The following is a 23,142-nucleotide window of genomic DNA, read 5'->3' on the forward strand; positions in this document are numbered from 1 at the left end:
GCACTGCTGGCGCGAATGCGCGAAGACGTCGCTGCGGCGCGCCTTCGCGATCCTGCTGCGCGCTCCGGCGTCGAGGTCGCGGTGCTGTACCCCGGATTGCACGCGATCTGGGCGCATCGCGTCAATCATGCGCTCTGGCGGCGTGGTCTGCGGTTCCCGGCGCGACTGGGATCGCAGATCACCCGCTGGCTCACCGGAATCGAGATCCACCCCGGCGCCCAGATCGGCCGACGGTTCTTCATCGACCACGGCATGGGCGTCGTCATCGGAGAGACCACGGAGATCGGCGACGACGTGATGCTCTACCATGGCGTGACCCTCGGCGGCCGCCAGCGCTCTGCAGGCAAACGGCACCCCACCATCGGTGACCGGGTCATGATCGGCGCCGGAGCGAAAGTCCTCGGGCCCGTTGTGCTCAGCGACGACGTCATGGTCGGAGCGAACGCGGTCGTGACGAAAGACGCCCCGGCAGGGTCTGTCCTCACCGGCATACCCGCGAAGGCCCGTACCCGCAAACCCGATGATGACACGGTCGCGCTGCTGACCATGCCCGACTACGCGATCTGACGCTCAGCGCTCGCGGCGCTCTTCCACCTTCTTCTTCAGGAAGATCAGAGGCAGCAGGATCGTACCGAGTGCCGTGACCACCCACACGATCACCGCACCCAGAATCCATGCCAGCGCACCCGAGATGCGCAGACCGCCGATCGGCAGCAACACGACGACGATCAACGACACCAGCGTGGAGATGATGCCGATGCCGCCAAGCAGCACCGGCGCATAGCGCTTGGCCATCACGGTGATCCACGGCGCCAGCACGCTCTGCAGCACGGTGAAGATCACGATGCAGATGACGAAGCCCCACCACTTGTCCCACTGGATCGTGAAGCCCTCGAGCAGGAGGTCGGCAGCGATCAGACCGAGCCCGGCCGAGAGGATGAGAGTGAAGGTGCGGAAGAGGAACTGGATCACAGGGCTGAGCCTAGTGGCGCGCTCCCCCGCCTGTCACCAACGGCGCGCTGGCGCAGACCTCAGTTGTCGTCGGAGCCGATCGCGGCGAGCTGCGCCTCTTCGTCGGCGCGGATCGCCGATTCGATGAGCGGGTCCAGAGCACCGTCCATCACCTGGTCGAGGTTGTATGCCTTGTAGCCGGTCCGATGATCGGCGATGCGATTCTCCGGGAAGTTGTAGGTGCGGATCCGCTCGGAGCGATCCATGCCCCGAATCTGCGATTTGCGTGCGGCGGACGACGCTGCATCCAGCACTTCCTGCTGGCGTGCGAGGATGCGCGCACGGAGCACTCGCATCCCGGCCTCGCGGTTCTGCAGCTGCGACTTCTCGTTCTGCATCGACACGACGATGCCGGTCGGCAGGTGCGTGATGCGCACAGCGGAGTCGGTCGTGTTCACGGACTGCCCACCGGGACCAGACGAACGATAGACATCGATCTTGAGGTCATTCGCATTGATCGCGACCTCTTCGGGCTCGTCCACCTCGGGGAACACGAGCACGCCGGTCGTCGACGTGTGGATGCGCCCCTGCGACTCGGTCGCGGGGACACGCTGCACGCGGTGCACGCCACCCTCGTACTTGAGATGCGCCCACACGCCCTGAGCGGGGTCCGACGAGGATCCCTTGATGGCGACCTGCACATCCTTGTAACCGCCGAGGTCGGACTCGTTGCGCTCAAGGAGCTCGGTCTTCCACCCCTTCGACGCGGCGTACTGGATGTACATGCGCAGCAGATCGGCAGCGAAGAGCGCACTCTCCGCGCCGCCCTCGCCGCCCTTGATCTCCAGGATCACGTCTCGCGCGTCATCCGGATCCCGTGGGATCAGCAGGCGGCGCAGTTTCTCCTGCGCCGCCTGCAGGCCCTCTTCGAGTGCGGGGATCTCCTCAGCGATCGACTCGTCGTCCCGCGCCAGTTCACGCGCGACCTCGAGGTCGTCGCCTGCGGCGGTCCAATCCTCGTGTGCTTTGACGATCTTGCTCAGCTCGGCGTAGCGACGGTTGACGCGCTTCGCGCGCGCCGCATCCGCATGCACCTCGGGGTCGGAGAGCTCTTTCTCGACCTCTTTGTGCTCCGCGATGAGAGCGTGGACTGATTCGAACACGAGGGATCCTGATCAGCGATCGATCAGCGGATGCTGTTCTCGTGACCGTGGCTGTGCCCGGTCGCGGGAGGCGTCGGGATCGACTTCTGCATCTGCACGAGGAACTCGACGTTCGACTGCGTCTCCTTGAGCTTTCCGAGGACGACTTCGAGCGCCTGCTGCGGGTCGAGGCCTGCGAGGGCGCGACGCAGCTTCCAGGTGATCTTGACTTCGTCGGGCGAGAGCAGCATCTCTTCGCGGCGCGTGCTCGATGCGTTCACATCGACCGCGGGGAAGATCCGCTTGTCGGCCAGCGCACGCGACAAACGCAGCTCGCTGTTGCCCGTGCCCTTGAACTCCTCGAAGATCACGTCGTCCATCTTGGAGCCGGTCTCGACGAGCGCCGTCGCAAGGATCGTGAGAGACCCGCCGTTCTCGATGTTGCGCGCGGCGCCGAAGAAGCGCTTGGGCGGGTAGAGCGCCGACGCGTCGACGCCACCTGTGAGCACGCGACCCGACGCGGGAGCTGCCAGGTTATAGGCACGGCCGAGGCGGGTGATCGAGTCGAGGAGCACGACGACGTCGCGACCGAGCTCCACGAGGCGCTTGGCCCGCTCGATGGCGAGTTCAGCGACCGTGGTGTGGTCTTCTGCCGGACGGTCGAAGGTCGAGGCGATGACCTCACCCTTGACCGTGCGCTGCATGTCGGTGACCTCTTCAGGGCGCTCGTCCACGAGCACGACCATGAGGTGCACTTCGGGGTTGTTCTGCGCGATCGCGTTCGCGATCTGCTGCAGGACGATCGTCTTACCGGCCTTGGGCGGTGCGACGATCAGCCCGCGCTGGCCCTTGCCGATGGGAGCGACGAGATCGATGATCCGCTGTGTCAGCTTCTCGGGCGCCGTCTCCAGGCGCAGGCGCTCCTGCGGATACAGCGGCGTCAGGTTGCCGAACTCCACGCGAGTGGCGGCGTCGTCGACGGAGAGACCGTTGACCGAGTCGACCTTCACGAGGGCGTTGTACTTCTGACGGCCCTGCTGCTCACCTTCGCGGGGCTGCTTGATGGCGCCGACGACGGCGTCGCCCTTGCGCAGGTTGTACTTCTTGACCTGGCCGAGCGAGACGTAGACGTCACTCGGGCCGGACAGGTAGCCGGTCGTACGCACGAAGGCGTAGTTGTCGAGAACGTCGAGGATGCCGGCGATCGGGATGAGGACGTCATCCTCGCCGATCTCGGTCTCGAACTCATCGGATGCTCCGCCACCGCGGCGCTTGTTGCGCTGGCGGCCACGGCCGGATCCCTCGTCATCGGAGTTCGACGAGTCCTGCGCACCGCTCTGGCGGCCGCTCTCGTTGTTCTGCGGGCCGTTGCCGCTGCCGCCGCTGTTGCGGTTGCGGCTACGGCTGCGGCTACGGCTGCGGCCGCGGCCGGTGGATTCCTCGCTGTCGGAATCTGCTCCCGCTGTGCTGTCGTCGCCGCCGGCGGCGGGTGCCGTGGTGTCGTTCTTGGTGTCCGCGTTCGGCGACGCGGTGCTGCCGTTGTCAGCTGCCTGGTCTGCGGCGGCATCTGCAGCCGGCGCATCCGTCTTCTTCGCACCGCGGGCGTTGCGCGCCGGACGCTTCTTCGGCTCGGCATCAGCGTCAGCGGCCGGTGCCTCCGGTGCAGGCTCGGCGGCCGGAGCCTCAACCGGTGCCTCGGCCGTTTCAGCGGCCTTGGCGGCCCGCGTCTTGCGGGCACGGGGTGCCTTGACCGGCGCCTCCTCGGCAGCGGCCTCGGCAGGCGCGTCCGCGGCCGGAGCCTCAGCGTCGTCGGTCTTCTTCGCACGGGGCGTGCGGCGCGGGGCCTTCGCCTTGGGCGCCTCCTCCGCCGCGGCGGCGTCGACTGCCGGAGCGGCAGCTGGAGTCGACTCGGCGGCGGCAGCCTCGGTGGATGCCGTGGTCGCGCGACGCGGCGCGCGCTTGCGCGCCGGTGCCTTTGTCTCTGCTGCCTCAGCAGCAGGAGCCTGAGATTCGTTCTGGGTCTCGGAGATTGTCTCCACGAGTACTCCTCTTGTAAGTCGTGGGTATGAGCATGACGCGCAGAGATTGCTGCGCGCGGCCGCACGATTTCACGCGCCGGATAGAACAGTCAGCGCATGCCATCGTGGCTCGAAGAGCCGGACGGAAGGTGCGGGTGTCGCAGAGTGCGATGAAGGCCGAGTCACGATCGTGACGAAGAAGCCTCCGCTCGGTTCTTTACTGTACCACCCCGCACATCGACGGCGACCATTCGATGCTCCCAGGGAGTGTCGGTGACCGTATCGGCCACGCGCGCCGCTTCCAGGCGCTGCCCGGGGCCATCCGCGAGCACCAGCACGCTGGGGCCCGCGCCCGAGACGACCGCCGCGAAGCCATGGGCCCGCAGCGCCTGCACGAGACGGTGTGTCTCCGGCATCGCCGAGGCACGGTAGTCCTGGTGCAGGCGGTCGGCAGTGGCATCCAGGAGCAGTTCGGGGCTCTGCGTGAGCGCTGCGATCAGCAGCGCAGATCGCGAGAGATTGAACACAGCGTCCTCGCGCGGCACCTGCAGAGGCTGCAGACTGCGCGCCGCCTTGGTGGACATCGTGTATCCGGGGACGAGGACGAGCGGGGAGACTCCGCGGTGCACCAGCAGCTTCTTGTGCTGCGGGAATCCGTCGTCGCCCATCCAGGCGATCGTGAGTCCGCCGAAGAGCGCGGGGGCCACATTATCGGGGTGTCCTTCGAGCTCGGTCGCGAAACGCAGCAGGTCGTCATCGCTGAGATCGATGTCTCCGGCGAGCAGGCCCTTCGCGGCCAGCACACCCGCGGCGACGGCCGCACCGGATGATCCGAGTCCGCGACCGTGCGGGACCCCGTTCGCGGCTTCCAGGCGGATGCCCGGCATCTCGCGTTTCACGTCAGCGAAGACGTGCGCGATCGAGCGCACGACCAGGTTCGACTCGTCGCGAGAGATGTCCTCCGCGCCCGACCCCTCGACCTCGATCTCAACGCCCGTGTGCGGCAGCGCCGTCACCACGACGTCGTCGTACATACTGAGCGCGAGACCGAGTGTGTCGAATCCCGGGCCGAGATTAGCGCTGGTCGCCGGAACGCGCACAGCGACGCTCCGGCCGATCATCGGAGCCGCTGGGCTCATCTCACTCCCCTTCTACGCGCAGCACCGATGCCACACGCTTGACCACAGAACTCTCCGCGAGGCGCGCGACCGTGTCGCTGAGAGCCTGCTCCGTTGCCTGGTGGGTGCCGATCACCAGACGCGCGGTGGCGTCGCCTGCGTTCTCGACCGTTTGCATCGCGGTGGCGACGGAGACCTGCTCTTCGCTGAGGATGCCAGCGACGGTGGCCAGCACGCCCGGAAGGTCTGCGACCTCGAGCGTGATCTGGTAGCGCGTGGTGATGCGCCCAATTCGTGCCGTGGGCAGACTCTGGCGGGGCGTCTCGCCCACACCGACACCGCCTGCGATGTGCCGCCGGGCCGCCGAGACGACATCGCCCAGCACGGCGGAGGCCGTCTGCACGCCACCCGCACCTGCGCCGTAGAACATCAGCGGGCCCGCCGCCTCCGCCTCGACGAAGACGGCGTTGTTTCCGCCGTGGACACTCGCGAGCGGGTGCTCACGGCTGATGAGCGCCGGGTACACGCGAACCGAGATCGCCTCGCCTTCCGCATCCGCGATGCGCTCGCAGACCGCGAGCAGCTTGATGACGGAACCCGCGCGGCGCGCGTCCTCGATCATGTCGGCGGTGACGTCGGAGATGCCCTCGCGGTACACGTCGTCGATCTCGACGCTCGTGTGGAATGCGAGGCTCGCGAGGATCGCGGCCTTCTGCGCGGCGTCGTACCCCTCGAGGTCGAGCGTCGGATCGGCTTCGAGGTAGCCGAGCTCCGTCGCGATGCGCTGCGCTTCTTCTGCCGACAGCCCCTGGCGGTCCATGCTGTCGAGGATGAAGTTCGTGCTGCCGTTGACGATTCCGAAGATCCGCACGATGCGGTCGCCCGCGAGCGAGTCGCGCAGCGGACGGATGATCGGGATGGCGGCCGCGACCGCGGCCTCGTATGAGACAGATGCACCGACCTGATCGGCGAGCTCGAAGATCTCGGCGCCGTGCGTGGCGAGAAGAGCCTTGTTGCCGGTGACGACATCCGCGCCGGAGCGGAGCGCGGCGAGCACGTGGGTGCGCGCAGGCTCGATGCCGCCCATCAGTTCGATGACGATGTCAGCACCGAGGATGAGTGATTCCGCGTCTGTCGTGAGCAGTTCACGGGGAAGCGGGACGTCGCGCGGAGCATCTGGATCGCGGACCAGGATGCCGGCGAGCTCCAGCCTCGCGCCACTGCGCTCGGCGAGATCATCGGCGTGCTCCTGCAGAAGCCGTGCCACCTGGGATCCGACGGAACCAGCGCCCAAGAGGGCGACTCGGAGGGTGCGTTGCTCGGTCATGCTTCTCCTTCTCCGGCGCGAGTGCCGGGTGCCGGGGCGATGCCCAGGTCGCGTGCGAGGACGTCTTCGAGAGTCTCACCGCGGACGATGACGCGGGCCTCGCCGTCGCGCACGGCGACGACGGCGGGACGCTGCGCCTGGTTGTAATTGCTTGAGAGCGAGTAGCAGTAGGCGCCGGTCGCCGGCACCGCCAGCAGGTCGCCCGGGGTGACGTCACCGGGCAGGTACTCGTGGTCGACGACGATGTCGCCGGACTCGCAGTGCGAACCGACGACGCGCACCAGCGCGGGCACCTCGTCGCTCGTGCGCGAGGCGATGCGCGCGGAGTACTGGGCGCCGTAGAGCGCGGGGCGGGCGTTGTCGCTCATGCCGCCATCGACGCTCACGTACAGACGGTCGCCGCGCTCACCGAGCGAGACGTTCTTGGTCGTGCCGACCTCGTAGAGCGTCACGCCCGCTTGGCCGATGACGGAGCGTCCGGGTTCGAAGGCGAGCTCCGGGAGCGGGAGTCCGCGGACCTCGCACTCGCGTGCGACCGCCTCGACGATTGCGGAGGCGAGCTCCGGGAACGGGGCCAGCTGGTCGACCCGGGTATAGGCGATGCCGAAACCGCCACCGAGATTCAGAGTGGGCACAGGTCCGCCGGCGAGAAGGGTCGCGTAGAGCTCGACGACGCGCGAGGCTGATTCGACGAAGCCCGCGGCCCCGAAGATCTGAGAGCCGATGTGGCAGTGGATGCCACCGAACTCGAGGCTCGGGATCTCGCGGATCCGGGCGACCGACACCGGTGCCGCGTCCAGCGGGACGCCGAACTTCTGATCCTCGTGCGCGGTCGCGAGGAAGTCGTGCGTCTCTGCGTGCACGCCGGTGTTCACGCGGACGAACACGCGCTGCACCACGCCCCGTCGCGCTGCGATGGCCGCGATGCGCTCGATCTCGATCGCACTGTCGACCACGATCGCGCCGATGCCGACCTCGATCGCACGCTCCAACTCGGAGACGCGCTTGTTGTTGCCGTGATACCCCATGCGGGCAGGTTCTGCTCCCCCGGCGAGAGCCGTCTCGAGCTCACCGCGGCTGCACACGTCGACGCAGAGTCCTTCTTCGGTGACCCAGCGGACGACCTCGGCGCTCAAGAAGGCCTTGCCGGCGTAGTAGACCCGGGCATCGGTGCCGTAGGCCTGGGCAGCCCCACGCAGGGCATCGTGCATGCCACGGGCGTGCGCCCGAACTTCGGTCTCGTCGAGAACGTAGAGCGGGGTGCCGTACTTCGTCCGTAGCTCGGCGACCCCGACACCGCCGATCGCGAGCGCACCGTCGGCGTCGCGCTGGGCGGATGCCGGCCAGACCGAGGCCGGCAGATCGTTGGCGTCATCAGGGACCTGGAGCCAGTGGGGGGCAAGAGCGTCGTCGGGCAAAGCGGAGAGCACAGAGCACCAATCGTGGGGGAAGTTCTCGGCGAGACCTTCGTGCCGAGTTCCCTGAATTCTAGAGCACCCCTCGCGCCCACCGGACGCACATGAGCTTGTGTTGCAGGAGACAGCGTCGGCGGGTGCGGCTACGCTCGAACGGATGGCTGAATCGCGCGCGTGGTGGCTCCGCATCTCCGATGCGGTGGTGAAGACCGCCCTGCGGCTGCGCCTCGTTCGCGCGGTGCTGCTCTACTTCGAACGCGGGGGCCCGCAGCTCGCAGACAGCATCACCTACCGCGCCTTGTTCAGCGTGTTCGCGGCCGTTCTGCTGGGCTTCTCTGTCGCGGGGCTCTGGCTTGCCGGTTCTCCCGAAGCGCTGAACGCCCTGGTTGCGGCGGTGGACGCCTCGGTTCCGGGCCTGCTGGGGACCGGCGACGATGCACTGATCGATCCGCGCAGCATCCGCCTCCCCGTGGAGAGCCTGTCGGTTGCGGGTGTCGTCTCCCTCGCAGCGCTCGTCGGCGCAGCACTCGGCGCGATCGGTGCGCTCCGCTCGGCTCTGCGCGCCCTCTCCGGACGGCTCGCGGATGACACCTTCTGGTTGTGGGCGCTTCTGCGCAACCTCGCTCTTGCCGTGGGAATCGCGATCGCTTTCGTCCTTGCCGCGGCATTGACGCTCGTCAGCACCCGGGCGGCGTCGGTCGTGGCGGGCTGGTGGGGCGCATCCCCCGACGACCCTGCCATCGCGATCGTGACGCGCATCGCTGGAATCGTGATCGTCTATGCGCTCGACACGGCGCTGATCGCCGGCATCTTCGTTCTCCTTGCAGGCGTACGGTCGCCCGCACGCTCGCTCTGGGCCGGTTCTCTGATGGGCGCGGCTGGTCTGCTCGTGCTGCAAGAGCTGTCGAACCTGTTCGTCGGCGGTGCCGCGAGCAATCCGCTGCTCGCATCCTTCGCGACACTGATCGCCCTCCTGCTGTGGCTGAATCTGTCCGCGCAGGTCATCCTGATCGCCAACACGTACATCATCGTCGCCGGAGAGGATCATGCGCACCCTGGCGCAGCACCCGCGACCTCGATGGAAGAGCGGCGTCTGCGTCGAGCGCACAGGATGGTTCAAGCGGCGACAGAAGAACGGGATGCGGCCCGCGCGGCTCTCGCGAAGAAGTAGGCCTGCTCAGCGGCCCGGGCAGGTGCCGTTCTCACGGAGCGCAGGATCGCTCGCAATCTCACCGTCAGCGCTGAGGTAGGCGACGATGTCATCACCCTGCACATCCAGATCGGTGATCCGGATGCCCGCGGGCAGCTGATCCGCGATGCAGATGCGGTGCGTCTGCGTAAGACCGTCAGCGATCGAGCCGAACTGGTCACGAAGCTGGCGCATGTCGAACTCTGCCCCGGCCACCGTCGCCGAGACGGGCTCGACCGTGAGGTCCCCGTCGACGACGCCCGGAACGAGGGTGAGCGACAGCGGAATCTGCGCCCCGAAGAGCGAGAAGCTCCCGAGTGCTGTGACGTTCGGAGCATTCACATCGATCTCTTCGATCATCGGCAGATCCGCCTTCGCGACCAATGCCGTGAACTGCGCCTCATCGAGCCGTACGCTTCCGGTAGCACTCTGCAGAGCCCCGCCACGCAGAGGCACGCCTTTCACCTCCACGTCGACGGCTCCCGTGAGCCCGCCGAAGGAGACGCTGTCTGACGAGAGGCGCACGTCGTCGAGGCTGCCCCCGATGAGCTGCGGCAGCATGATTCCGCGGGCATCGACCTCAAGCTGCTGATCGTCGGGCAGCGAGAGGGCCTTGAGGACTTCGGCGCGAATCGTGTCTGCGACGAGTGCGCGGGCGAGGAACTCCGCCCCGACGATGATTCCAGCGAGGAGAATGACCGCCACACCCAGCACCCACGGCCAGCGCCGGCGCGTGCGCGTGGACGGCGTCGCATCCGAAGACTGCTCCGCGACAGGAGGCAGCGGCACCGTCGGGTGGTCCTGGCCGCTCAACTCCGGATAGCGCTCCGTATCACCGACACCCACCGGTTACATCCGCTCCGGTGCGGACACGCCCAGCAGATCGAGGCCGTTGCGGAGCACCTGACCGGTGGCGTCGTTGAGCCACAGTCGCGTACGGTGCACGGTCTCGATGGGATCGTCGCCCTTGGGGATCACCCGGCAGTTGTCGTACCAGCGGTGGTACAGGCCTGCGAGCTCCTCGAGGTAGCGGGCGACGCGGTGCGGCTCGCGCACCTCGGCGGCGAAGGCCACGATGCGCGGGAACTCCTGCAGTGCGCCGAGCAGCGCCGCCTCGGTCTCGTGCGTGAGCAGCTCCGGCGCGAACTCGGAGCGGTCGACGCCCGAATCGGCGGCGTTGCGGCTGACGTTGTGCGTTCGCGCGTGGGCGTACTGCACGTAGAAGACGGGGTTGTCGTTCGTGCGCTTCTGCAGCAGCTCGGGGTCGAGCGACAGGGGCGAGTCGGCGGGTGAACGCTCGAGCGAGTAGCGCAGCGCATCCGTTCCCAGCCAGTTGCGCAGGTCATCCATCTCGATGATGTTGCCGGCGCGCTTGCTGAGACGCGCACCGCCGACCGAGACGAGCTGGCCGATGAGCACCTCGATGTCCTTCTCGGGGTCATCACCGGCGGCACCGGCGAGCGCCTTGAGGCGGTGCACGTACCCGTGGTGGTCGGCGCCGAGCAGGTAGATCTTGTGCTCGAAGCCGCGATCGCCCTTGTTCAGGTAGTAGGCGGCGTCGGCAGCGAAGTAGGTGTACTCGCCGTTGGAACGACGGATGACGCGGTCTTTGTCGTCTCCGAAATCGGTCGTACGCACCCAGACGGCACCCTCGTGGTCGAAGACATGCCCCTGGACCCGCAGGCGGTCGACGGCCTCGTCGACGAGACTCGGCCCGCCGTCGGCCTTCTTCGCGTGGAGGATGCGCTCGGAGAACCAGACGTCGAAGTCGACGTTGAACTTCGACAGCGACTGCTTCTGTTCAGCGAGCTGGTAGGCGTAGGCGAGCTCCAGGGCGACGCTGTGCTGTTCCTCATCCGGAAGACTCCGCAGGTCGGGGCGTTCAGCGACGACGTGCGCCGCGATGTCGGCGATGTAGCTGCCCGCGTAGCCGCCCTCCGGGGTCGGCTCACCCTTGGCTGCGGCGACGACGGATGCGGCGAAGCGATCCATCTGCGCGCCGGCGTCGTTGATGTAGAACTCACGGGCGACCGTGGCTCCGGATGCGGCGAGCAGGCGTGCGATGGCATCGCCGAGAGCCGCCCAGCGGGTGTGGCCGATGTGCAGGGGGCCGGTCGGGTTGGCGCTGACGAACTCGATGTTGATCGAGCGCCCCTCCTGCGAGGAGTTCTGACCATAGGCCTCTCCTGCGTCGACGATGACCTTGGCGAGAGCCCCGGCTGCGGCGGCATCCAGTCGCACGTTGATGAATCCTGGCCCTGCGACCTCGACGCTCGCGATGCCTTCGACCGCAGCGAGACCGTCGGCGATCTGCTGTGCCAGCTCACGCGGGTTGGTGCCGAGAGACTTGGCGACACGCATGGCGATGTTCGTCGCCCAGTCGCCGTGGTCGCGGTTGCGCGGGCGCTCGAGGACGATGTCGGCCGCGGTGATCTCGAGAGGCTCGCCCGGTCGTCGCTCGTCTGCGATCGGCGTCAGAACGGCGAGGATGGCTGTGGCGAGAGCTTCAGGATTCATAGGGTTCCAGTCTACGGCGCAGGCAGCGTGAGAATCGTTTACCCTCTATCCATGACTGCGCGCCCTGGCCTTCGCCGCGCGAGGACCATCGGGCTCGGACTCGGCGTTCTCGCGCTGCTCTGCGCCGGCGTCGTCGGTGTATGGCGCCCCTGGGCGGTCTCACCGCAGACGGTCCCCGTGGCGGCGGCGGCCGCTCCCCTCGCCCTCGCACCGCTGGCGCTGCCGGAACGTCCCCGCGTGCTGGTGTTCGGTGATTCCTGGACATACGGCTCCGCAGCATCCGATCCCGCCCTGGGATATGCCTATGTACTGGCCGACACGCTGGGTGCCGAGACGATCGTCAACGGCGTCCGCGGGAGCGGGTACCTCAAACCCGGCATCGACGGTCCCACCTTCGGCGAACGTGTACCCTTGCTCGACCCGACGCTCCATCCCGATCTCGTGATCGTGCAGGGTTCGATCAACGATCGACGCATGGGGGCGAAGGGCTATGACGCCGCCGTCGATGCGGCGTGGGATGCGCTTGCGGCGACATATCCGGAAGCCACGATCGTCGTGCTCGGCCCCGCCCCGCACAAACTGCCGGTCGGCAAGGCGACGGCCCGCATCGACCGCGATCTCGCACGCCTCGCGGCTGGCCGCGGATGGCACTACATCTCACCGATCGCGGAGACGTGGATCACGCCGGACAACTACGCGACCGTCATCGACGCGGGTCTCGGGCGCTTCCACCCCAGCACGGACGGTCACCGCTATCTCGCGGAGCGCCTCGCCGAAGATCTGCGGAGACTGGCCAGCGAATCGCCCGTGCTTGCCGGCGAATCGGAGGAAGCGGTCGAGCGGTGATATCGTCGTTCGGTACGCCTCTGTAGCTCAGTGGATAGAGCGCCGGTTTCCGGTACCGTAGGTCGCAGGTTCGACTCCTGTCAGGGGCACACATATCCCCGTCCAGCAATGGGCGGGGATTTTCGCGCTGCTGGATCATCTCGCTCCCTCCCGGCGCGCCCTTTCGCTTCTCGCGAAATATCGCACGATCGGCTTCTGCCACCGCGATCTCTCCGGCTATTCTCCGTGCGGAGGATCCACGATGACCACAGATGCCACGACCGCAGACCACCCGCGCACGGAAGAAGAACAGGAGCTCTCCTTCCGCCGCATCAGCGCCCTGAACGTCTGCGATGTCTGCGAACTGAGCGAGACGCTCACCGACGCACAGCGCGACTTCGTCGCTGACAACGGCACCTCGATCGCCGAGGGCTTCTGCTCGGAGGCTGCGTGGTTCCGCGCGGTGTACCTCGGCGAGGAGCCCGTCGGGTTCGTCATGACACACACGGGCTCGGACTGGGACGACGGCATCGAGTGCCACGGCGTCTACCTCTGGCGCATGATGATCGCCGGCCCCTACCAGGGACAGGGCATCGGTCGCCGCGTGATCGCGCACATCGCCGAGGCGACGCGCGCCGCGGGCTATTCCGAACTGTTCACGAGCTTCGGCGAAGGCGACGACGGGCCGGAGCGGTTCTACACGAAGCTCGGCTTCGTGCGCACGGGAGGCTTCTTCGACGATGAGCCGGAGGCGGTTCTCGATCTCGACGCCTTCCTCGCCGCGTCCCGCAGCGCAGCTGCCTAGGGCGAGAGAAGCCGCGGGATCCGACACAACGGAGAGCCGCGCGTGAATGTCGGAGGCCAGGCGCACAATGCCTGCATGGACATCACGCTGTTGCAACCATCAGGGCTCGTGATGAGTCCCGCATTCAGTCACGTCGCCATCGTTCCCCCCGGAGCGACGACGATCTACGTCGGCGGCCAGAACGGTGTCGACAGCTCGGGAACGGTCGTCTCGGCAGATGTCGGGGAGCAATCCGCCCGTGCGATCGACAACGCGGCCATCGCACTGTCAGCCGCAGGCGCCGGACTCGAAGACGTGATCAGCTGGACCGTCCTGCTGCACGCCGAGGCCGATCTTCGCGCCGCGTACGGCGCCGTCGCCGCGAAGCTGTCGCGGGAGGGCGCTCCTCCTCTTGTCACCGCGGCGCTGGTCGCTGGGCTCGGCGTACCGGGGGCGCTCGTCGAAGTGAGCGCCGTGGCCGCCGTGATGCGTGACGACTGATCTGCACACGTTCCCGCGACACACATCGCGGGTGCTGATATATCAAAAGCCGCCTCCGGTATATTTTCTCCGCAAGGGGGAGATCAAAGGAGAAAAGCGTGCCCGTGGATGAGGTCATCCAGGACTTTCGGCATCGTCGATTCGTGGAAGAAGGCGTGCGCACCGTCGGCGGCGACGCAGGCATGCACGCCCGCGTCCGACCCATCGGCACGACGCTCCTGATTCACGCGACGGGCTCCCGCTCGGAATTCACGCGCAAGCCACTCGACCCCGGTATCGACCAGATCGACATCACGATGATCGATCGCGGCGAGTACTCGTACCTCGATGGCGGCCGTTGGCACCACGTGACGTCCGCACTCATGATCGCGCCCAGTGGACAGCCCCACCGCGTGCAGTTCGACCGCGAGTGGGAGATGACCCTCCTCCGCGTACCCCGGGCGATACTCCTCCCCTATGCGCCGATCATCCGCGACGAGATCCAGCTGTATCCGGAACTCACCCTGTTCGAAGGCTCGGTCGGAACCTTCGCCCGGCAGCTCATCCACGATGACCGCGCCGCGTCCGGCAGCGAGGCCACGGCAGTGGAACGGGTGATTCGCGAGATGGTCGGGACACTCGTACAGCAGCGCTACGGGCATGACAGCGGCGCCGGCGCGACCGTCTGGGACCGCGCGCTGTCCGCGATTCGCGCACGGGCCACCGATCCGAATCTCAGCCCCGAGCAGGTCGCGCGCGATGTCGGCTGCTCACTGCGGCAGCTGCAGTCGATCCTCAGCCGCAACGACACCTCCGTCGCCGGAGAGATTCGCCGTGAGCGCACACGACACGCACGGCAACTGCTCCGCGACAGCAACGCGGACAACCTCGGAATCGACGAGATCGCTCGTCGCGCGGGGTTCGGATCGAGCTCTACGCTGCGGCGTGCACTCGGCACGCTGTACGAGCGCACCCCTCGGGAGATTCGGCAGCAGCCCGCAGACGTCGACTGAATACTCACAGCCGCCTCATACCCGTACCCCGTACCCGTTAGCTACGGTCGAGGTATGAGATCTGCAGCCCGTCGCTCTGCCCTTCCCGCCCTGATCACCACCGCCGCACTTCTGCTCGCCGGCTGCGCGGCTCCGATCGTCCAGTCGAAGACTCCGAATGCCACCGCGCCGTCGCCCGCGGTCGTGGAGCAGGTCGATGCCGCGGAGCTTCTGGCGCCCCTCGGTCTCGACGGACAAGATGCGCGCAGCGTCATCGACGCACTGGAGGCACTGCCGGTGGATGAGCGTCCCAGCGATCTGATCGCATCCATCCGCACGGAGGAACTGCTGCTGAAGAGCGCCGACGGTCGCGAAGCAACCCTTCCGATGCCCGCCGACGCCTTCTACACCTCCGTCGCCCCCTACGTCACGCAGACTCACGACTGCTTCTACCACAGCCTGACGACCTGCCGAGGAGAGCTCGCGAGCACTCCCCTCGCCGTAAAGATCATCGGCGCTGACGGCACCGTCATCGTCGATGAGACCGTCACAACGAACGACAACGGCTTCGCCGGATTCTGGCTGCCGCGTGACCTCGATGCGACCATCACGATCACTCAGGACGGACGCACGGTCACCGCGCCGCTGTCGACGACCGATGAGGATGCGACCTGTGTGACGACCCTGCAGCTCACATGATCAGAGCGAGCACGAGCGCGCCCACCGCGAGCAGCGGCAGCGTGCCCTGCACGGCGGCCGCACGCAGCATCCGCCCATCGGAGAGCACCAGCACGAGCGCTGCGGCGAGCATCATGCCCGTGCCCGCGAAGACCAGAGTGAGACCCACCGTCGTCACGTTCGCGATGACACAGACGATTCCCCCGACGACCAGCACCGCGAGGAACAGGTTGTAGAAGCCCTGGTTGAAGGCGAGCGCGCGCATCGTCTGCGCATCGGCCTCGCTGCGCACTCCGAAGGTTCTTCGCGTCGAGGGCGCCGTCCAACGCAGCGATTCCAGCACGAAGATGTACACGTGCACGAGCGCGGCGGCGCCTGCGAAGATCATTCCTGCCCATAGCATTCGACGATTCTCCTCTCCCCCGTGCCCGTCGGGGAAGAGCTCAGACGAGGAAGAACGGCAGCAGGCCGGGATTGTGCGCGTGCACCAGCACCGCGAAGACGACCGCGTCGAACAGCAGATGCACGGTCACGACGTAGGCCAAGGAGCGAGTGCGCAGGAAGATATAGCCCTGCAGGAGAGCGAACGGGATCGTCAGCACAGGTCCCCACGCACGGTAGCCGAGCTCCCACAGGAACGACACGAACACGATCGCCTGCAGGATGTTCGCAGAGACATGCGGCAGATGGCGTCGCAGCAGTGCGAACACCGTGCAGATGAAGAACAGCTCATCCCAGATCCCCACGGCCCCCACACCGACGAACAGCCGCGCGATGAGCTCGGGCGAATCGACGACCGGCCAGTTCAGGTACACGCCGCTCGTGATGAAGTAGAACGGCAGGATCAGCCAACCCAGCACGAGCACCGCGATGAGCCAGGTCCAGTGCAGACGCCCCCATCGTCCACCGCCGCGCCAGGGAAAGCTGATCGCGCGGTCGCGGTAGACGAACCGCGACACGAGGTACGGCACCGCCACCGCGCCGCCGAGCGCAAGCGTGAAGCGCAGCATCGCGAGGTTGTCGAGCTCGGCCGCCAAAGGCACCGAGCTCACGATCAGGAGACCCAGCGCGATGAGCGAGAGATCGCGCGTGAGGCTCGGCTCCCCCGGGTTCGTGGAGAATGCGGATGCGGCGCCGCGGCGCTCACTCCACGCGGCGGTGCCGACACCGATCGCCAGCAGCAGCCAGCCGAGCCACGGGGTCAGCAGCACGAAGAACGCAGGGGCCGCGAGGCAGACTGCGAGCGCCGACAGCAGCGCGGGCAGGCGCAGGCTCGTCACCTGCGGTGCGGCGATCATGCGCGCGGTGTGCGCCGGTAGACGAGATCGCGGATCTCGCGCCCCTTGTTGATGCCCTTGCGCTCGAAGGCCGTCATGACGCGGCCGTCGAAGCGGTCCGCCCACTCGCCGTCGAAGGCGCGCTCGAACTCCGGCGCACGGTCAAGGACATCCCGCATCTGCAGTGCGTAGTCCTCCCAGTCGGTCGCGAGACGCAGCAGCCCGCCGTCTTCGATCGCTGCGCCTGCGGTGGCGCCGAAGCCGTCACGCACCATGCGGCGCTTGTTGTGACGCACCTTGTGCCAGGGGTCGGGGAAGAACACCCAGACCTCGCGAGCGGACGCCTCCGGCAGGAAGGTGCCGAGCACCTCGGGAGCGTTGGCTTCGATGAGGCGCAGGTTCTCCGCACCACCGCGCTCAGCGTCGAGCATCGTGCGGGCAAGTCCCGCGCGGAAGACCTCGACCGCGAGGAAGTTATCTCCGGGACGCGCCGTGGCGGCCGCCACGATCGCGTGCCCCTGGCCTGTGCCCACCTCGACGATGAGCGGTGCCTCTCGCTGCCAAGCTGCCGCCACGTCAAGACGCGCATCCGGGTGCACCGACGTCGACGCGATCGAGCGTGGAACGTCGATCATCATCCGCGGGGCGATCTCTGCGAAGGCGCGCTCCTGCGCGTCTGACATGCGTCCGCTGCGGCGAACGAAGGAGACGGGCTCGTCACGGAAGATGGGGGCTTCTGGCATCTTTCCAGGCTACCGGCGTCGCATCCCCTCCGCGTGCCGCTAAGGACGTGCCGCTAAGGAGCCGTGACGAAGTCGATGAGCTCTTCCACCCGACCGAGCAGAGACGGTTCGAGGTCGCGGAAGGTGGTCACCCGGGAGAGGATGCGCTGCCATGCGTGGGCAATATCGGTCTGCGTCTCGTGCGGCCAGCCGAACGCCTGGCAGATGCCGACCTTCCACTCCACGCTCCGCGGGATCTGCGGCCACTGCCGGATCCCCATCGCGGCGGGCGTCACGCACTGCCAGACGTCCACGTACGGGTGCCCGACGATCCGCAGATGCGCGCCATGCGGGCCGCGCATGATGGCGTCGACGATCCGCGACTCCTTGGATCCCGGAACCAGGTGATCGACGAGCACGCCGTAGCGGCGCGTCGCGCTCGGAGGCTCATCGCGCAGCAGGTCCTCCAGCAGGTCGATGCCCTGCAGGTACTCCACCACCACGCCCTCAACCCGCAGGTCATGCCCCCAGACCTTCTCGACCAGTTCGGCATCGTGGCGACCCTCGACCAGAATGCGGCTCGGGAGAGCGGTGCGGGCGCGCTGGTCGGCGACGGCGAAGGATCCGGATGCTGTGCGTGTGCGACCCTGTGGCGCCGTCTTCGGCGTCACGAGCTTCACGGGCTCACCGTCGATCATGAAACCGCCGCCGAGCGGGAACAGCCGCCGCTTGCCGACGCGGTCTTCCAGTTCGACGTAGCCGCCCTCGGTCTTCGTCACCGCACCGCAGAATCCGTCGATCGCGACCTCGACGACCAGATCGCGGGCCGCTGCGACCTCTCTGGCCACCTTCGCACCACGCTGGCGCCATCCGTCGGCCAGCACATCGGATCCGTACCTGTCGTCCATTCGATCCACCCTAGGAGGGGGTGTTCACCACTCGGCGCAGCGACGCGGACGCACCCCTCGTTCGCTGTCAGCGACACGCAACAGCCTCCCCACGACACGGGCGTATGAATAGACTCGTGCCAGGGGGCGCACGGCACCCGTGAAGGGAGCAGGAATGCGAGCGCGCTGGGCTGGGGTCACCGGGTTCTTGCTTCTTGCCACGGCAGTGGTGTGGGGTGCGGCGCCGGCCGTCGCGACTCCCCCGGTCTCCCTCTCCGCGGGTTTTGTGACCGATGCGGCCGATGTGCTCACCCCCGCCGATGAGTCGACGATCAACACGCGTCTCGAGGCGCTCAGCACCGACGAACGCATCGATCTCTTCGTCGTCTTCGTCGATGAGTTCACCTCCCCCTCCGATCGCCAGCAGTGGGCGGATCAGGTCGCCGCCGACAACGGTCTCGGCGCGGCGCAGTATCTCCTCGCGGTCGCCACCGAGGGCCGCCAGTACTACATCTCCGCCGATTCGAGCGGTCCCGTGAGCGAGAGCCGACTGCTCGCGATCGAAGAGAGCATCAAGCCTGATCTGCGTGCCGAGAACTGGGCGGGTGCCGCGATGACGGCCGCCGAGGCGTTCTCTGCCGATGACGCCGGCTCCTCCGGCTGGGACTTCATCCTCGTGATCGTCTTCATCGCCCTCGCCGTGATCATCGTCGTCTGGGTCGTGTCCAGGTCGAAGAAGAAGCGGACGGCGGATGCGGCGGCGGCGGACGACCCCTATGCGGGTGTCACCGACGAGCAGCTGACCACACAGGCCGGTGTCGCACTCGTGCAGGCAGATGACGCCATCACCTCCAGTCGAGAAGAACTCGGCTTCGCCACCGCCCAGTTCGGAGAGAAGGTCACCGCGACCTTCGCGCAGGTCATCGCCGACGCGAAGGCGAAGGTCGATGAAGCGTTCTCTCTCAAGCAGCAGCTCGACGATGAGATCCCCGACACCGATGAGCAGCGGCGCGCCTGGCACATCCAGATCATCACGCTCTGCGAAGAGGCCGACGCACTGCTCGACAGCAACGTCGAAGCCTTCGACGAGCTGCGCCAGCTGGAGCAGAACGCCGAGCAGGCTCTGCAGCGGGCGACGCAGACGCGCGCTGAGACCGCAGCCGCCGTCGCCGCGGCACCGGACGCTCTCGCCCGACTCGCTCAGTCGTACGACGCCTCCGCATTGAGCACGATCGCAGAGAACCCGGCACAGGCCGTCAGCAGGCTCGAACTCGCGGACGCGCATCTCGCCGAGGCATCCGCTCTCCTTAATGCAGGGAAGCGCGGCGAGGCCGCGTTCGCGATCCGCACGGCGGAAGAAGGTCTCGTGCAGGCCCGACAGCTGTGCGACGCGGTCACGACGCTCGGCACTGATCTCGCTGCAGCCGAGGAACAGGCGCGCGTCCTCATGGCAGACCTCGAAGGAGACATCGCTGCGGCTGGCAGCCTCCCAGACCCCACCGGCCAGCTCGCACAGACCGCCGCGGCCACCCGCGCGCAACTGGATGAGGCGCGGGCGAACCTCACCGGCTCGGCACGCCGCCCCGCCGTGATCCTCGAGGCACTCACCGCCGCGAACACCCGGATCGATGCCCTCACTGCGCAGATCCGCGACGCCCAGCAGCGCGCCGCGCGCGCGAGCCAGATGCTGGCACAGACCCTGCTGCAGGCGCAGGCGCAGATCTCGGCAGCCAACGAGTTCATCATGACCCGCCGCGGTGCCGTCGGAGCCACGGCCCGCACACGTCTCGCCGAGGCATCCGCGCAGCTCTCGCAGGCGCAGAACCTGCAGCCCACCGACCCCGAGACCGCACTGCAGCACGCCGCGCGCGCCGACTCCCTCGCGCAGAACGCGATCGCGCTCGCCCAGCAGGACGTCAACGGCTACGGCGGCATGGGCGGCGGGTTCTCCGGTGGTGGCGGCAGCGGCATCGGCGGTGACATCCTCGGCGGAATCATCGGTGGCATCCTCGCCAGCGGCGGTGGCCGCAGCTCCGGCTCCGGCTGGGGCGGTTCCTCCGGCGGCGGGTGGCGTTCCAGCGGCGGCTCCCGTGGCTTCCGACCGTCCAGTTTCGGCGGCTCCCGTGGCCGATCAGGCGGTGGTCGCTTCTAACCGCCGCATCCGCCCCTCCGCTTCAGACCACGAATCCTGTCCCAGTGAAAGGTAATGCAATGACCAAGCAGTCCATCTTCGGGCGCATCTCCACCCTCGTCCGTGCGAACATCAACTCGCTCCTCGACTCTGCGGAAGACCCGCAGAAGATGATCGACCAGCTCGTCCGCGACTACACCAACAACATCGCGGACGCCGAGTCGGCCATCGCCGAGACCATCGGCAACCTGCGCCTGCTCGAGCGCGACCACGAGGAAGACGTCCAGTCGGCGAACGAGTGGGGCAACAAGGCTCTGGCCGCGAGCCGCAAGGCCGACGAGCTTCGCGGAGGCGGGCACACGGCCGACGCCGACAAATTCGACGGCCTCGCCAAGGTCGCTCTGCAGCGCCAGATCAGCGCCGAGCGCGAGGCCCGTGCCGCGGAGCCTCAGATCGCGGCTCAGACCGAGATCGTCGAGAAGCTCAAGTCCGGCCTGAACGGTATGAAGGACAAGCTCGGCGAGCTCAAGAACAAGCGCAGCGAGCTCCTCGCTCGCGCGAAGGTCGCAGAGGCGCAGACCAAGGTGCAGGACGCCGTCTCGTCGATCAACGTTCTCGACCCCACGAGCGAGCTGGGTCGTTTCGAGGACAAGATCCGTCGTCAGGAGGCCATCGCCCAGGGCAAGGCAGAGATCGCCGCGTCCTCGCTCGACGCGCAGTTCGAGGGCCTGGAAGACCTCGGTGAGCTCACCGAGGTCGAGGCGCGTCTCGCGGAGCTGAAGTCGGGCGGCGCTTCGCGCTCCGCGCTCGAATCGCAGTAAGCCGAGCGGGCGGATGCCACGGCGCGCGCCGTGGCATCCGCCAACGACACGGCTCCCCTCGCAGTACCCCTCCCCACATACTCAGGAGGTTCGGATGACCCGATTCCTCGTCGTCCCGCAGTGGCAGGGCTCCCCTTCCGCGCGGGCAATGCTGCTGGTCGATGGCACTGACGCCATCGCAGAAGACCTTCCCAAGGCGCGCACGCGCGTGCTGGACGTTCCCCTCGAAGCGGGAGATGCCCAGGGCACCACAGTGCAGCGCCTGAGCAGCCTGCGCCGCACACATGACCTCATCGTCGAGGCTCTCTCCGATGACGACGACGAGATGACGATCCTTGTCGGCGGAGACTGCAGCGTGAGCGTCGGAGCGATCACGAGCATTCCCGGCGAACTCGACGATGTCGCCCTCGTCTGGTTCGACGCACATCCCGATCTGCACACGCCGTCCACGTCGCCATCTGGCGCCTACGCGGGGATGGCGCTGCGCGCAGCGCTCGGCGACCCGCATTCGCCACTTCCCGCCCGCTCGGGACTCTCCCCGGATCGTGTCGTCCTCGTCGGTGCCCGTGCCGTCGATCCGGCAGAAGACACGCATCTGAGAGAGTCGGGCATCACGCGTCTCTCATCGGACGAACTGGCCGCCGCAGGCGCTCTCACCCGCGCGGTCGCCGCGACCGGCGCATCCCGGGTCTACGTCCACGTCGACGTGGACGTGCTCGATCCGGCCCATCTCGCGGGTGTCTCGATGCCGGCGCCCTTCGGCGCCGAGGTCGCGCACCTGGTGTCGTCGCTGCGTGATCTGCGGGCTCAGACGACGCTCGTCGGCGCGACCGTCGCGGGCTTCGCACCACGCACGCGTGACGATGCCGTCGACGACCTGGGGGCGATCCTGCGGGTGATCGGCGCGCTGGCGTGACGGCCACCCGCCACGATATCGCGCAGGTCCACGCCGATGCGGACGAGATCCTGGCGCAGGGACGACGAACTGACCGGCGTCTCCCGGCCTTTCTCCTGCGCTCCCCGATCGCTCGTCTCGGCTATCTGTACGGCACCCTCGTCGGCTGGGCGTGGGGGTCTTTGTGGAGCACAGGACCGGTCGAGCGTCACCACGGTCTGTGGGTGTTCCGCGGGATGCCATCGTGGACCTTCGCGCGGGGCGGTGTCTGTGTCGGCGGATGCTTCCTCACCGGCGACGAAGAGCTCGATGATCGCGTGCTGCAGCACGAGGCGGTCCATAAGCAGCAGTGGCTGCGCTACGGCATCCTTCTGCCGGTGCTGTACCTGCTCGCTGGCCGCAATCCGCTGCGCAACCGCTTCGAGATTGAAGCAGGCCTCGAAGACGGGCGCTACCTGCCGCGACCGGCTCAGCGAGTGGGCAGCAGTCCGAAGCGCTCGGGCGCGTAGATCGACGCCGGGTCGACGCCGAGCGTCTCGGTGAGGTGGTCGACGATGTCAGCCGTGCCGAGGAATCCACCCAGCAGAGTGACGTGGGTCTCGACGTCGTCCCGCGAATCGGATGCCTCATCGTCGCGGCAGAGCATCTCGCTCGCCCAGGCGTTCGCGGCACGCGCGACAGCCTGCCCCTGCGCGCACGCGCGGCCTGTTCCGGGCGCGCCGGTGCGCATCGCGCGCGGCAGCCAGGTGACGGTCATGCGGGAAGGCACATCGATCGGCGCGATCGCGGTCGCATCCGGCACCTCGATGAAGATGCGACCAGAAGCGCACAGCGGAAGAGTGGCCAGCGTGGCCTGCAGTTCTGCGAGCGCATTCTCGTCGGCGGTGATCAGGTACTGAACCTTGGCGCGACGCGTGGCCCGGCGCTGAGCGCGGGCCGAGAGGCGGGAGGTTTCCGACGTGATCATGATGCG

General features: G+C 67.6%; 24 protein-coding genes and 1 tRNA gene. 12 read left to right on the forward strand and 13 right to left on the reverse strand.

What is annotated here, in order from left to right; all coding sequences use genetic code 11:
- The first annotated feature begins 15 nt into the window (after window positions 1-15).
- Window positions 16-567: a serine O-acetyltransferase EpsC gene (epsC, locus tag AC1REM_RS13755; RefSeq protein ID WP_492515499.1), complete on the forward strand. Its 552-nt coding sequence runs from the start codon at window positions 16-18 to the stop codon at window positions 565-567.
- A 3-nt stretch (window positions 568-570) separates the two neighbouring features.
- Here the strand turns inward: epsC and AC1REM_RS13760 are convergent, their stop codons facing one another.
- The 6 genes from AC1REM_RS13760 to lysA all read right to left on the reverse strand — a co-directional run bounded on the left by AC1REM_RS13760 (window position 571) and on the right by lysA (window position 7,986).
- The gene (locus AC1REM_RS13760; RefSeq protein ID WP_492515110.1) at window positions 571-972 is read right to left on the reverse strand and encodes a hypothetical protein; all 402 of its coding nucleotides are present in this window, start codon (window positions 970-972) and stop codon (window positions 571-573) included.
- A 59-nt stretch (window positions 973-1,031) separates the two neighbouring features.
- Window positions 1,032-2,114: a peptide chain release factor 1 gene (gene prfA, locus AC1REM_RS13765; RefSeq protein ID WP_492515111.1), complete on the reverse strand. Its 1,083-nt coding sequence runs from the start codon at window positions 2,112-2,114 to the stop codon at window positions 1,032-1,034.
- Window positions 2,115-2,137: 23 nt separating this feature from the next.
- A complete protein-coding gene (gene rho / locus AC1REM_RS13770; protein ID WP_492515112.1) occupies window positions 2,138-4,132 on the reverse strand; it encodes a transcription termination factor Rho in 1,995 nt (664 codons plus the stop codon).
- Between the two features lie 161 nt (window positions 4,133-4,293).
- Window positions 4,294-5,250 (reverse strand): homoserine kinase, encoded by a 957-nt coding sequence (thrB, locus tag AC1REM_RS13775; RefSeq protein ID WP_492515113.1) that lies wholly within the window; start codon window positions 5,248-5,250, stop codon window positions 4,294-4,296.
- Between the two features lies 1 nt (window position 5,251).
- Window positions 5,252-6,556 carry a homoserine dehydrogenase gene (locus tag AC1REM_RS13780; RefSeq protein WP_492515114.1) on the reverse strand — a complete coding sequence of 435 codons (1,305 nt, stop codon included), beginning with the start codon at window positions 6,554-6,556 and terminating at the stop codon, window positions 5,252-5,254.
- Window positions 6,553-7,986, reverse strand: coding sequence for a diaminopimelate decarboxylase (gene lysA, locus AC1REM_RS13785; RefSeq protein WP_492515115.1), 1,434 nt, complete (start codon window positions 7,984-7,986; stop codon window positions 6,553-6,555). The genes AC1REM_RS13780 and lysA overlap by 4 nt, the downstream gene beginning before the upstream one ends.
- A gap of 142 nt (window positions 7,987-8,128) precedes the next feature.
- On the opposite strand from lysA, the gene AC1REM_RS13790 reads away from it, so the two are divergent.
- Complete coding sequence (locus tag AC1REM_RS13790) at window positions 8,129-9,142, forward strand: YihY/virulence factor BrkB family protein (RefSeq protein WP_492515116.1); 1,014 nt, start codon at window positions 8,129-8,131, stop codon at window positions 9,140-9,142.
- 6 nt (window positions 9,143-9,148) lie between these two features.
- On the opposite strand, the gene AC1REM_RS13795 is transcribed toward AC1REM_RS13790, so the two are convergent.
- A complete protein-coding gene (locus tag AC1REM_RS13795) occupies window positions 9,149-10,006 on the reverse strand; it encodes an LmeA family phospholipid-binding protein (protein ID WP_492515117.1) in 858 nt (285 codons plus the stop codon).
- Window positions 10,007-10,009: 3 nt separating this feature from the next.
- Window positions 10,010-11,677, reverse strand: coding sequence for an arginine--tRNA ligase (gene argS / locus AC1REM_RS13800; RefSeq protein ID WP_492515118.1), 1,668 nt, complete (start codon window positions 11,675-11,677; stop codon window positions 10,010-10,012).
- A 51-nt stretch (window positions 11,678-11,728) separates the two neighbouring features.
- Here argS and AC1REM_RS13805 point away from each other — a divergent pair, with 51 nt between their 5' ends.
- The 6 genes from AC1REM_RS13805 to AC1REM_RS13830 all read left to right on the forward strand — a co-directional run bounded on the left by AC1REM_RS13805 (window position 11,729) and on the right by AC1REM_RS13830 (window position 15,457).
- Window positions 11,729-12,523, forward strand: a complete 795-nt coding sequence (locus AC1REM_RS13805; protein WP_492515119.1) for an SGNH/GDSL hydrolase family protein — start codon at window positions 11,729-11,731, stop codon at window positions 12,521-12,523.
- Between the two features lie 16 nt (window positions 12,524-12,539).
- A tRNA-Arg gene (locus AC1REM_RS13810) sits at window positions 12,540-12,612 on the forward strand.
- A gap of 152 nt (window positions 12,613-12,764) precedes the next feature.
- Window positions 12,765-13,307 (forward strand): GNAT family N-acetyltransferase, encoded by a 543-nt coding sequence (locus AC1REM_RS13815; RefSeq protein WP_492515120.1) that lies wholly within the window; start codon window positions 12,765-12,767, stop codon window positions 13,305-13,307.
- Between the two features lie 75 nt (window positions 13,308-13,382).
- Window positions 13,383-13,787, forward strand: coding sequence for a RidA family protein (locus AC1REM_RS13820; protein WP_492515121.1), 405 nt, complete (start codon window positions 13,383-13,385; stop codon window positions 13,785-13,787).
- 98 nt (window positions 13,788-13,885) lie between these two features.
- On the forward strand, window positions 13,886-14,779 hold the full coding sequence (locus tag AC1REM_RS13825) for a helix-turn-helix domain-containing protein (RefSeq protein ID WP_492515122.1): 894 nt from the start codon (window positions 13,886-13,888) through the stop codon (window positions 14,777-14,779).
- Window positions 14,780-14,833: 54 nt separating this feature from the next.
- Window positions 14,834-15,457 carry a CueP family metal-binding protein gene (locus tag AC1REM_RS13830; RefSeq protein WP_492515123.1) on the forward strand — a complete coding sequence of 208 codons (624 nt, stop codon included), beginning with the start codon at window positions 14,834-14,836 and terminating at the stop codon, window positions 15,455-15,457.
- Here AC1REM_RS13830 and AC1REM_RS13835 read toward each other — a convergent pair.
- Genes AC1REM_RS13835 through AC1REM_RS13850 form a run of 4 tightly spaced genes read right to left on the reverse strand, consistent with a single transcriptional unit; the run spans window position 15,450 to window position 18,343 of the window.
- The gene (locus AC1REM_RS13835; protein ID WP_492515124.1) at window positions 15,450-15,839 is read right to left on the reverse strand and encodes a DUF1304 domain-containing protein; all 390 of its coding nucleotides are present in this window, start codon (window positions 15,837-15,839) and stop codon (window positions 15,450-15,452) included. The two genes, AC1REM_RS13830 and AC1REM_RS13835, sit on opposite strands and share 8 nt — an antisense overlap.
- Before the next feature lie 40 nt (window positions 15,840-15,879).
- Window positions 15,880-16,734, reverse strand: a complete 855-nt coding sequence (locus AC1REM_RS13840; protein ID WP_492515125.1) for a CPBP family intramembrane glutamic endopeptidase — start codon at window positions 16,732-16,734, stop codon at window positions 15,880-15,882.
- On the reverse strand, window positions 16,731-17,456 hold the full coding sequence (gene trmB, locus AC1REM_RS13845) for a tRNA (guanosine(46)-N7)-methyltransferase TrmB (RefSeq protein ID WP_492515126.1): 726 nt from the start codon (window positions 17,454-17,456) through the stop codon (window positions 16,731-16,733). Before trmB ends, AC1REM_RS13840 begins: the two co-directional genes overlap by 4 nt.
- Before the next feature lie 53 nt (window positions 17,457-17,509).
- Window positions 17,510-18,343 carry a DUF3097 domain-containing protein gene (locus tag AC1REM_RS13850; protein ID WP_492515127.1) on the reverse strand — a complete coding sequence of 278 codons (834 nt, stop codon included), beginning with the start codon at window positions 18,341-18,343 and terminating at the stop codon, window positions 17,510-17,512.
- Between the two features lie 154 nt (window positions 18,344-18,497).
- Here AC1REM_RS13850 and AC1REM_RS13855 point away from each other — a divergent pair, with 154 nt between their 5' ends.
- From AC1REM_RS13855 to AC1REM_RS13870, 4 genes are all read left to right on the forward strand, one after another.
- Complete coding sequence (locus tag AC1REM_RS13855; protein WP_492515128.1) at window positions 18,498-20,474, forward strand: TPM domain-containing protein; 1,977 nt, start codon at window positions 18,498-18,500, stop codon at window positions 20,472-20,474.
- Window positions 20,475-20,533: 59 nt separating this feature from the next.
- Window positions 20,534-21,274: a PspA/IM30 family protein gene (locus AC1REM_RS13860; protein ID WP_492515129.1), complete on the forward strand. Its 741-nt coding sequence runs from the start codon at window positions 20,534-20,536 to the stop codon at window positions 21,272-21,274.
- A 94-nt stretch (window positions 21,275-21,368) separates the two neighbouring features.
- Entirely contained in the window at window positions 21,369-22,190 is an 822-nt protein-coding gene (locus AC1REM_RS13865) for an arginase family protein (protein WP_492515130.1), read from the forward strand.
- The gene (locus tag AC1REM_RS13870) at window positions 22,187-22,678 is read left to right on the forward strand and encodes a Fe-S oxidoreductase (RefSeq protein WP_492515131.1); all 492 of its coding nucleotides are present in this window, start codon (window positions 22,187-22,189) and stop codon (window positions 22,676-22,678) included. The genes AC1REM_RS13865 and AC1REM_RS13870 overlap by 4 nt, the downstream gene beginning before the upstream one ends.
- On the opposite strand, the gene AC1REM_RS13875 is transcribed toward AC1REM_RS13870, so the two are convergent.
- Window positions 22,639-23,136 carry an SIP domain-containing protein gene (locus AC1REM_RS13875; RefSeq protein ID WP_492515132.1) on the reverse strand — a complete coding sequence of 166 codons (498 nt, stop codon included), beginning with the start codon at window positions 23,134-23,136 and terminating at the stop codon, window positions 22,639-22,641. The two genes, AC1REM_RS13870 and AC1REM_RS13875, sit on opposite strands and share 40 nt — an antisense overlap.
- Between the last annotated feature and the right edge of the window lie 6 nt (window positions 23,137-23,142).

It is taken from the genome of Microbacterium sp. GW823-FHT02G05 (assembly GCF_058797175.1).

Coding starts and splice junctions, on each gene's coding strand:
- epsC (WP_492515499.1), top strand. CDS start 16: ATGCGCGAAGACGTCGCTGCGGCGCGCCTTCGCGATCCTGCTGCGCGC.
- thrB (WP_492515113.1), bottom strand. CDS start 5,250: ATGAGCCCAGCGGCTCCGATGATCGGCCGGAGCGTCGCTGTGCGCGTT.
- AC1REM_RS13780 (WP_492515114.1), bottom strand. CDS start 6,556: ATGACCGAGCAACGCACCCTCCGAGTCGCCCTCTTGGGCGCTGGTTCC.
- AC1REM_RS13790 (WP_492515116.1), top strand. CDS start 8,129: ATGGCTGAATCGCGCGCGTGGTGGCTCCGCATCTCCGATGCGGTGGTG.
- argS (WP_492515118.1), bottom strand. CDS start 11,677: ATGAATCCTGAAGCTCTCGCCACAGCCATCCTCGCCGTTCTGACGCCG.
- AC1REM_RS13805 (WP_492515119.1), top strand. CDS start 11,729: ATGACTGCGCGCCCTGGCCTTCGCCGCGCGAGGACCATCGGGCTCGGA.
- AC1REM_RS13815 (WP_492515120.1), top strand. CDS start 12,765: ATGACCACAGATGCCACGACCGCAGACCACCCGCGCACGGAAGAAGAA.
- AC1REM_RS13820 (WP_492515121.1), top strand. CDS start 13,383: ATGGACATCACGCTGTTGCAACCATCAGGGCTCGTGATGAGTCCCGCA.
- AC1REM_RS13830 (WP_492515123.1), top strand. CDS start 14,834: ATGAGATCTGCAGCCCGTCGCTCTGCCCTTCCCGCCCTGATCACCACC.
- AC1REM_RS13835 (WP_492515124.1), bottom strand. CDS start 15,839: ATGCTATGGGCAGGAATGATCTTCGCAGGCGCCGCCGCGCTCGTGCAC.
- AC1REM_RS13840 (WP_492515125.1), bottom strand. CDS start 16,734: ATGATCGCCGCACCGCAGGTGACGAGCCTGCGCCTGCCCGCGCTGCTG.
- trmB (WP_492515126.1), bottom strand. CDS start 17,456: ATGCCAGAAGCCCCCATCTTCCGTGACGAGCCCGTCTCCTTCGTTCGC.
- AC1REM_RS13850 (WP_492515127.1), bottom strand. CDS start 18,343: ATGGACGACAGGTACGGATCCGATGTGCTGGCCGACGGATGGCGCCAG.
- AC1REM_RS13855 (WP_492515128.1), top strand. CDS start 18,498: ATGCGAGCGCGCTGGGCTGGGGTCACCGGGTTCTTGCTTCTTGCCACG.
- AC1REM_RS13860 (WP_492515129.1), top strand. CDS start 20,534: ATGACCAAGCAGTCCATCTTCGGGCGCATCTCCACCCTCGTCCGTGCG.
- AC1REM_RS13865 (WP_492515130.1), top strand. CDS start 21,369: ATGACCCGATTCCTCGTCGTCCCGCAGTGGCAGGGCTCCCCTTCCGCG.
- AC1REM_RS13875 (WP_492515132.1), bottom strand. CDS start 23,136: ATGATCACGTCGGAAACCTCCCGCCTCTCGGCCCGCGCTCAGCGCCGG.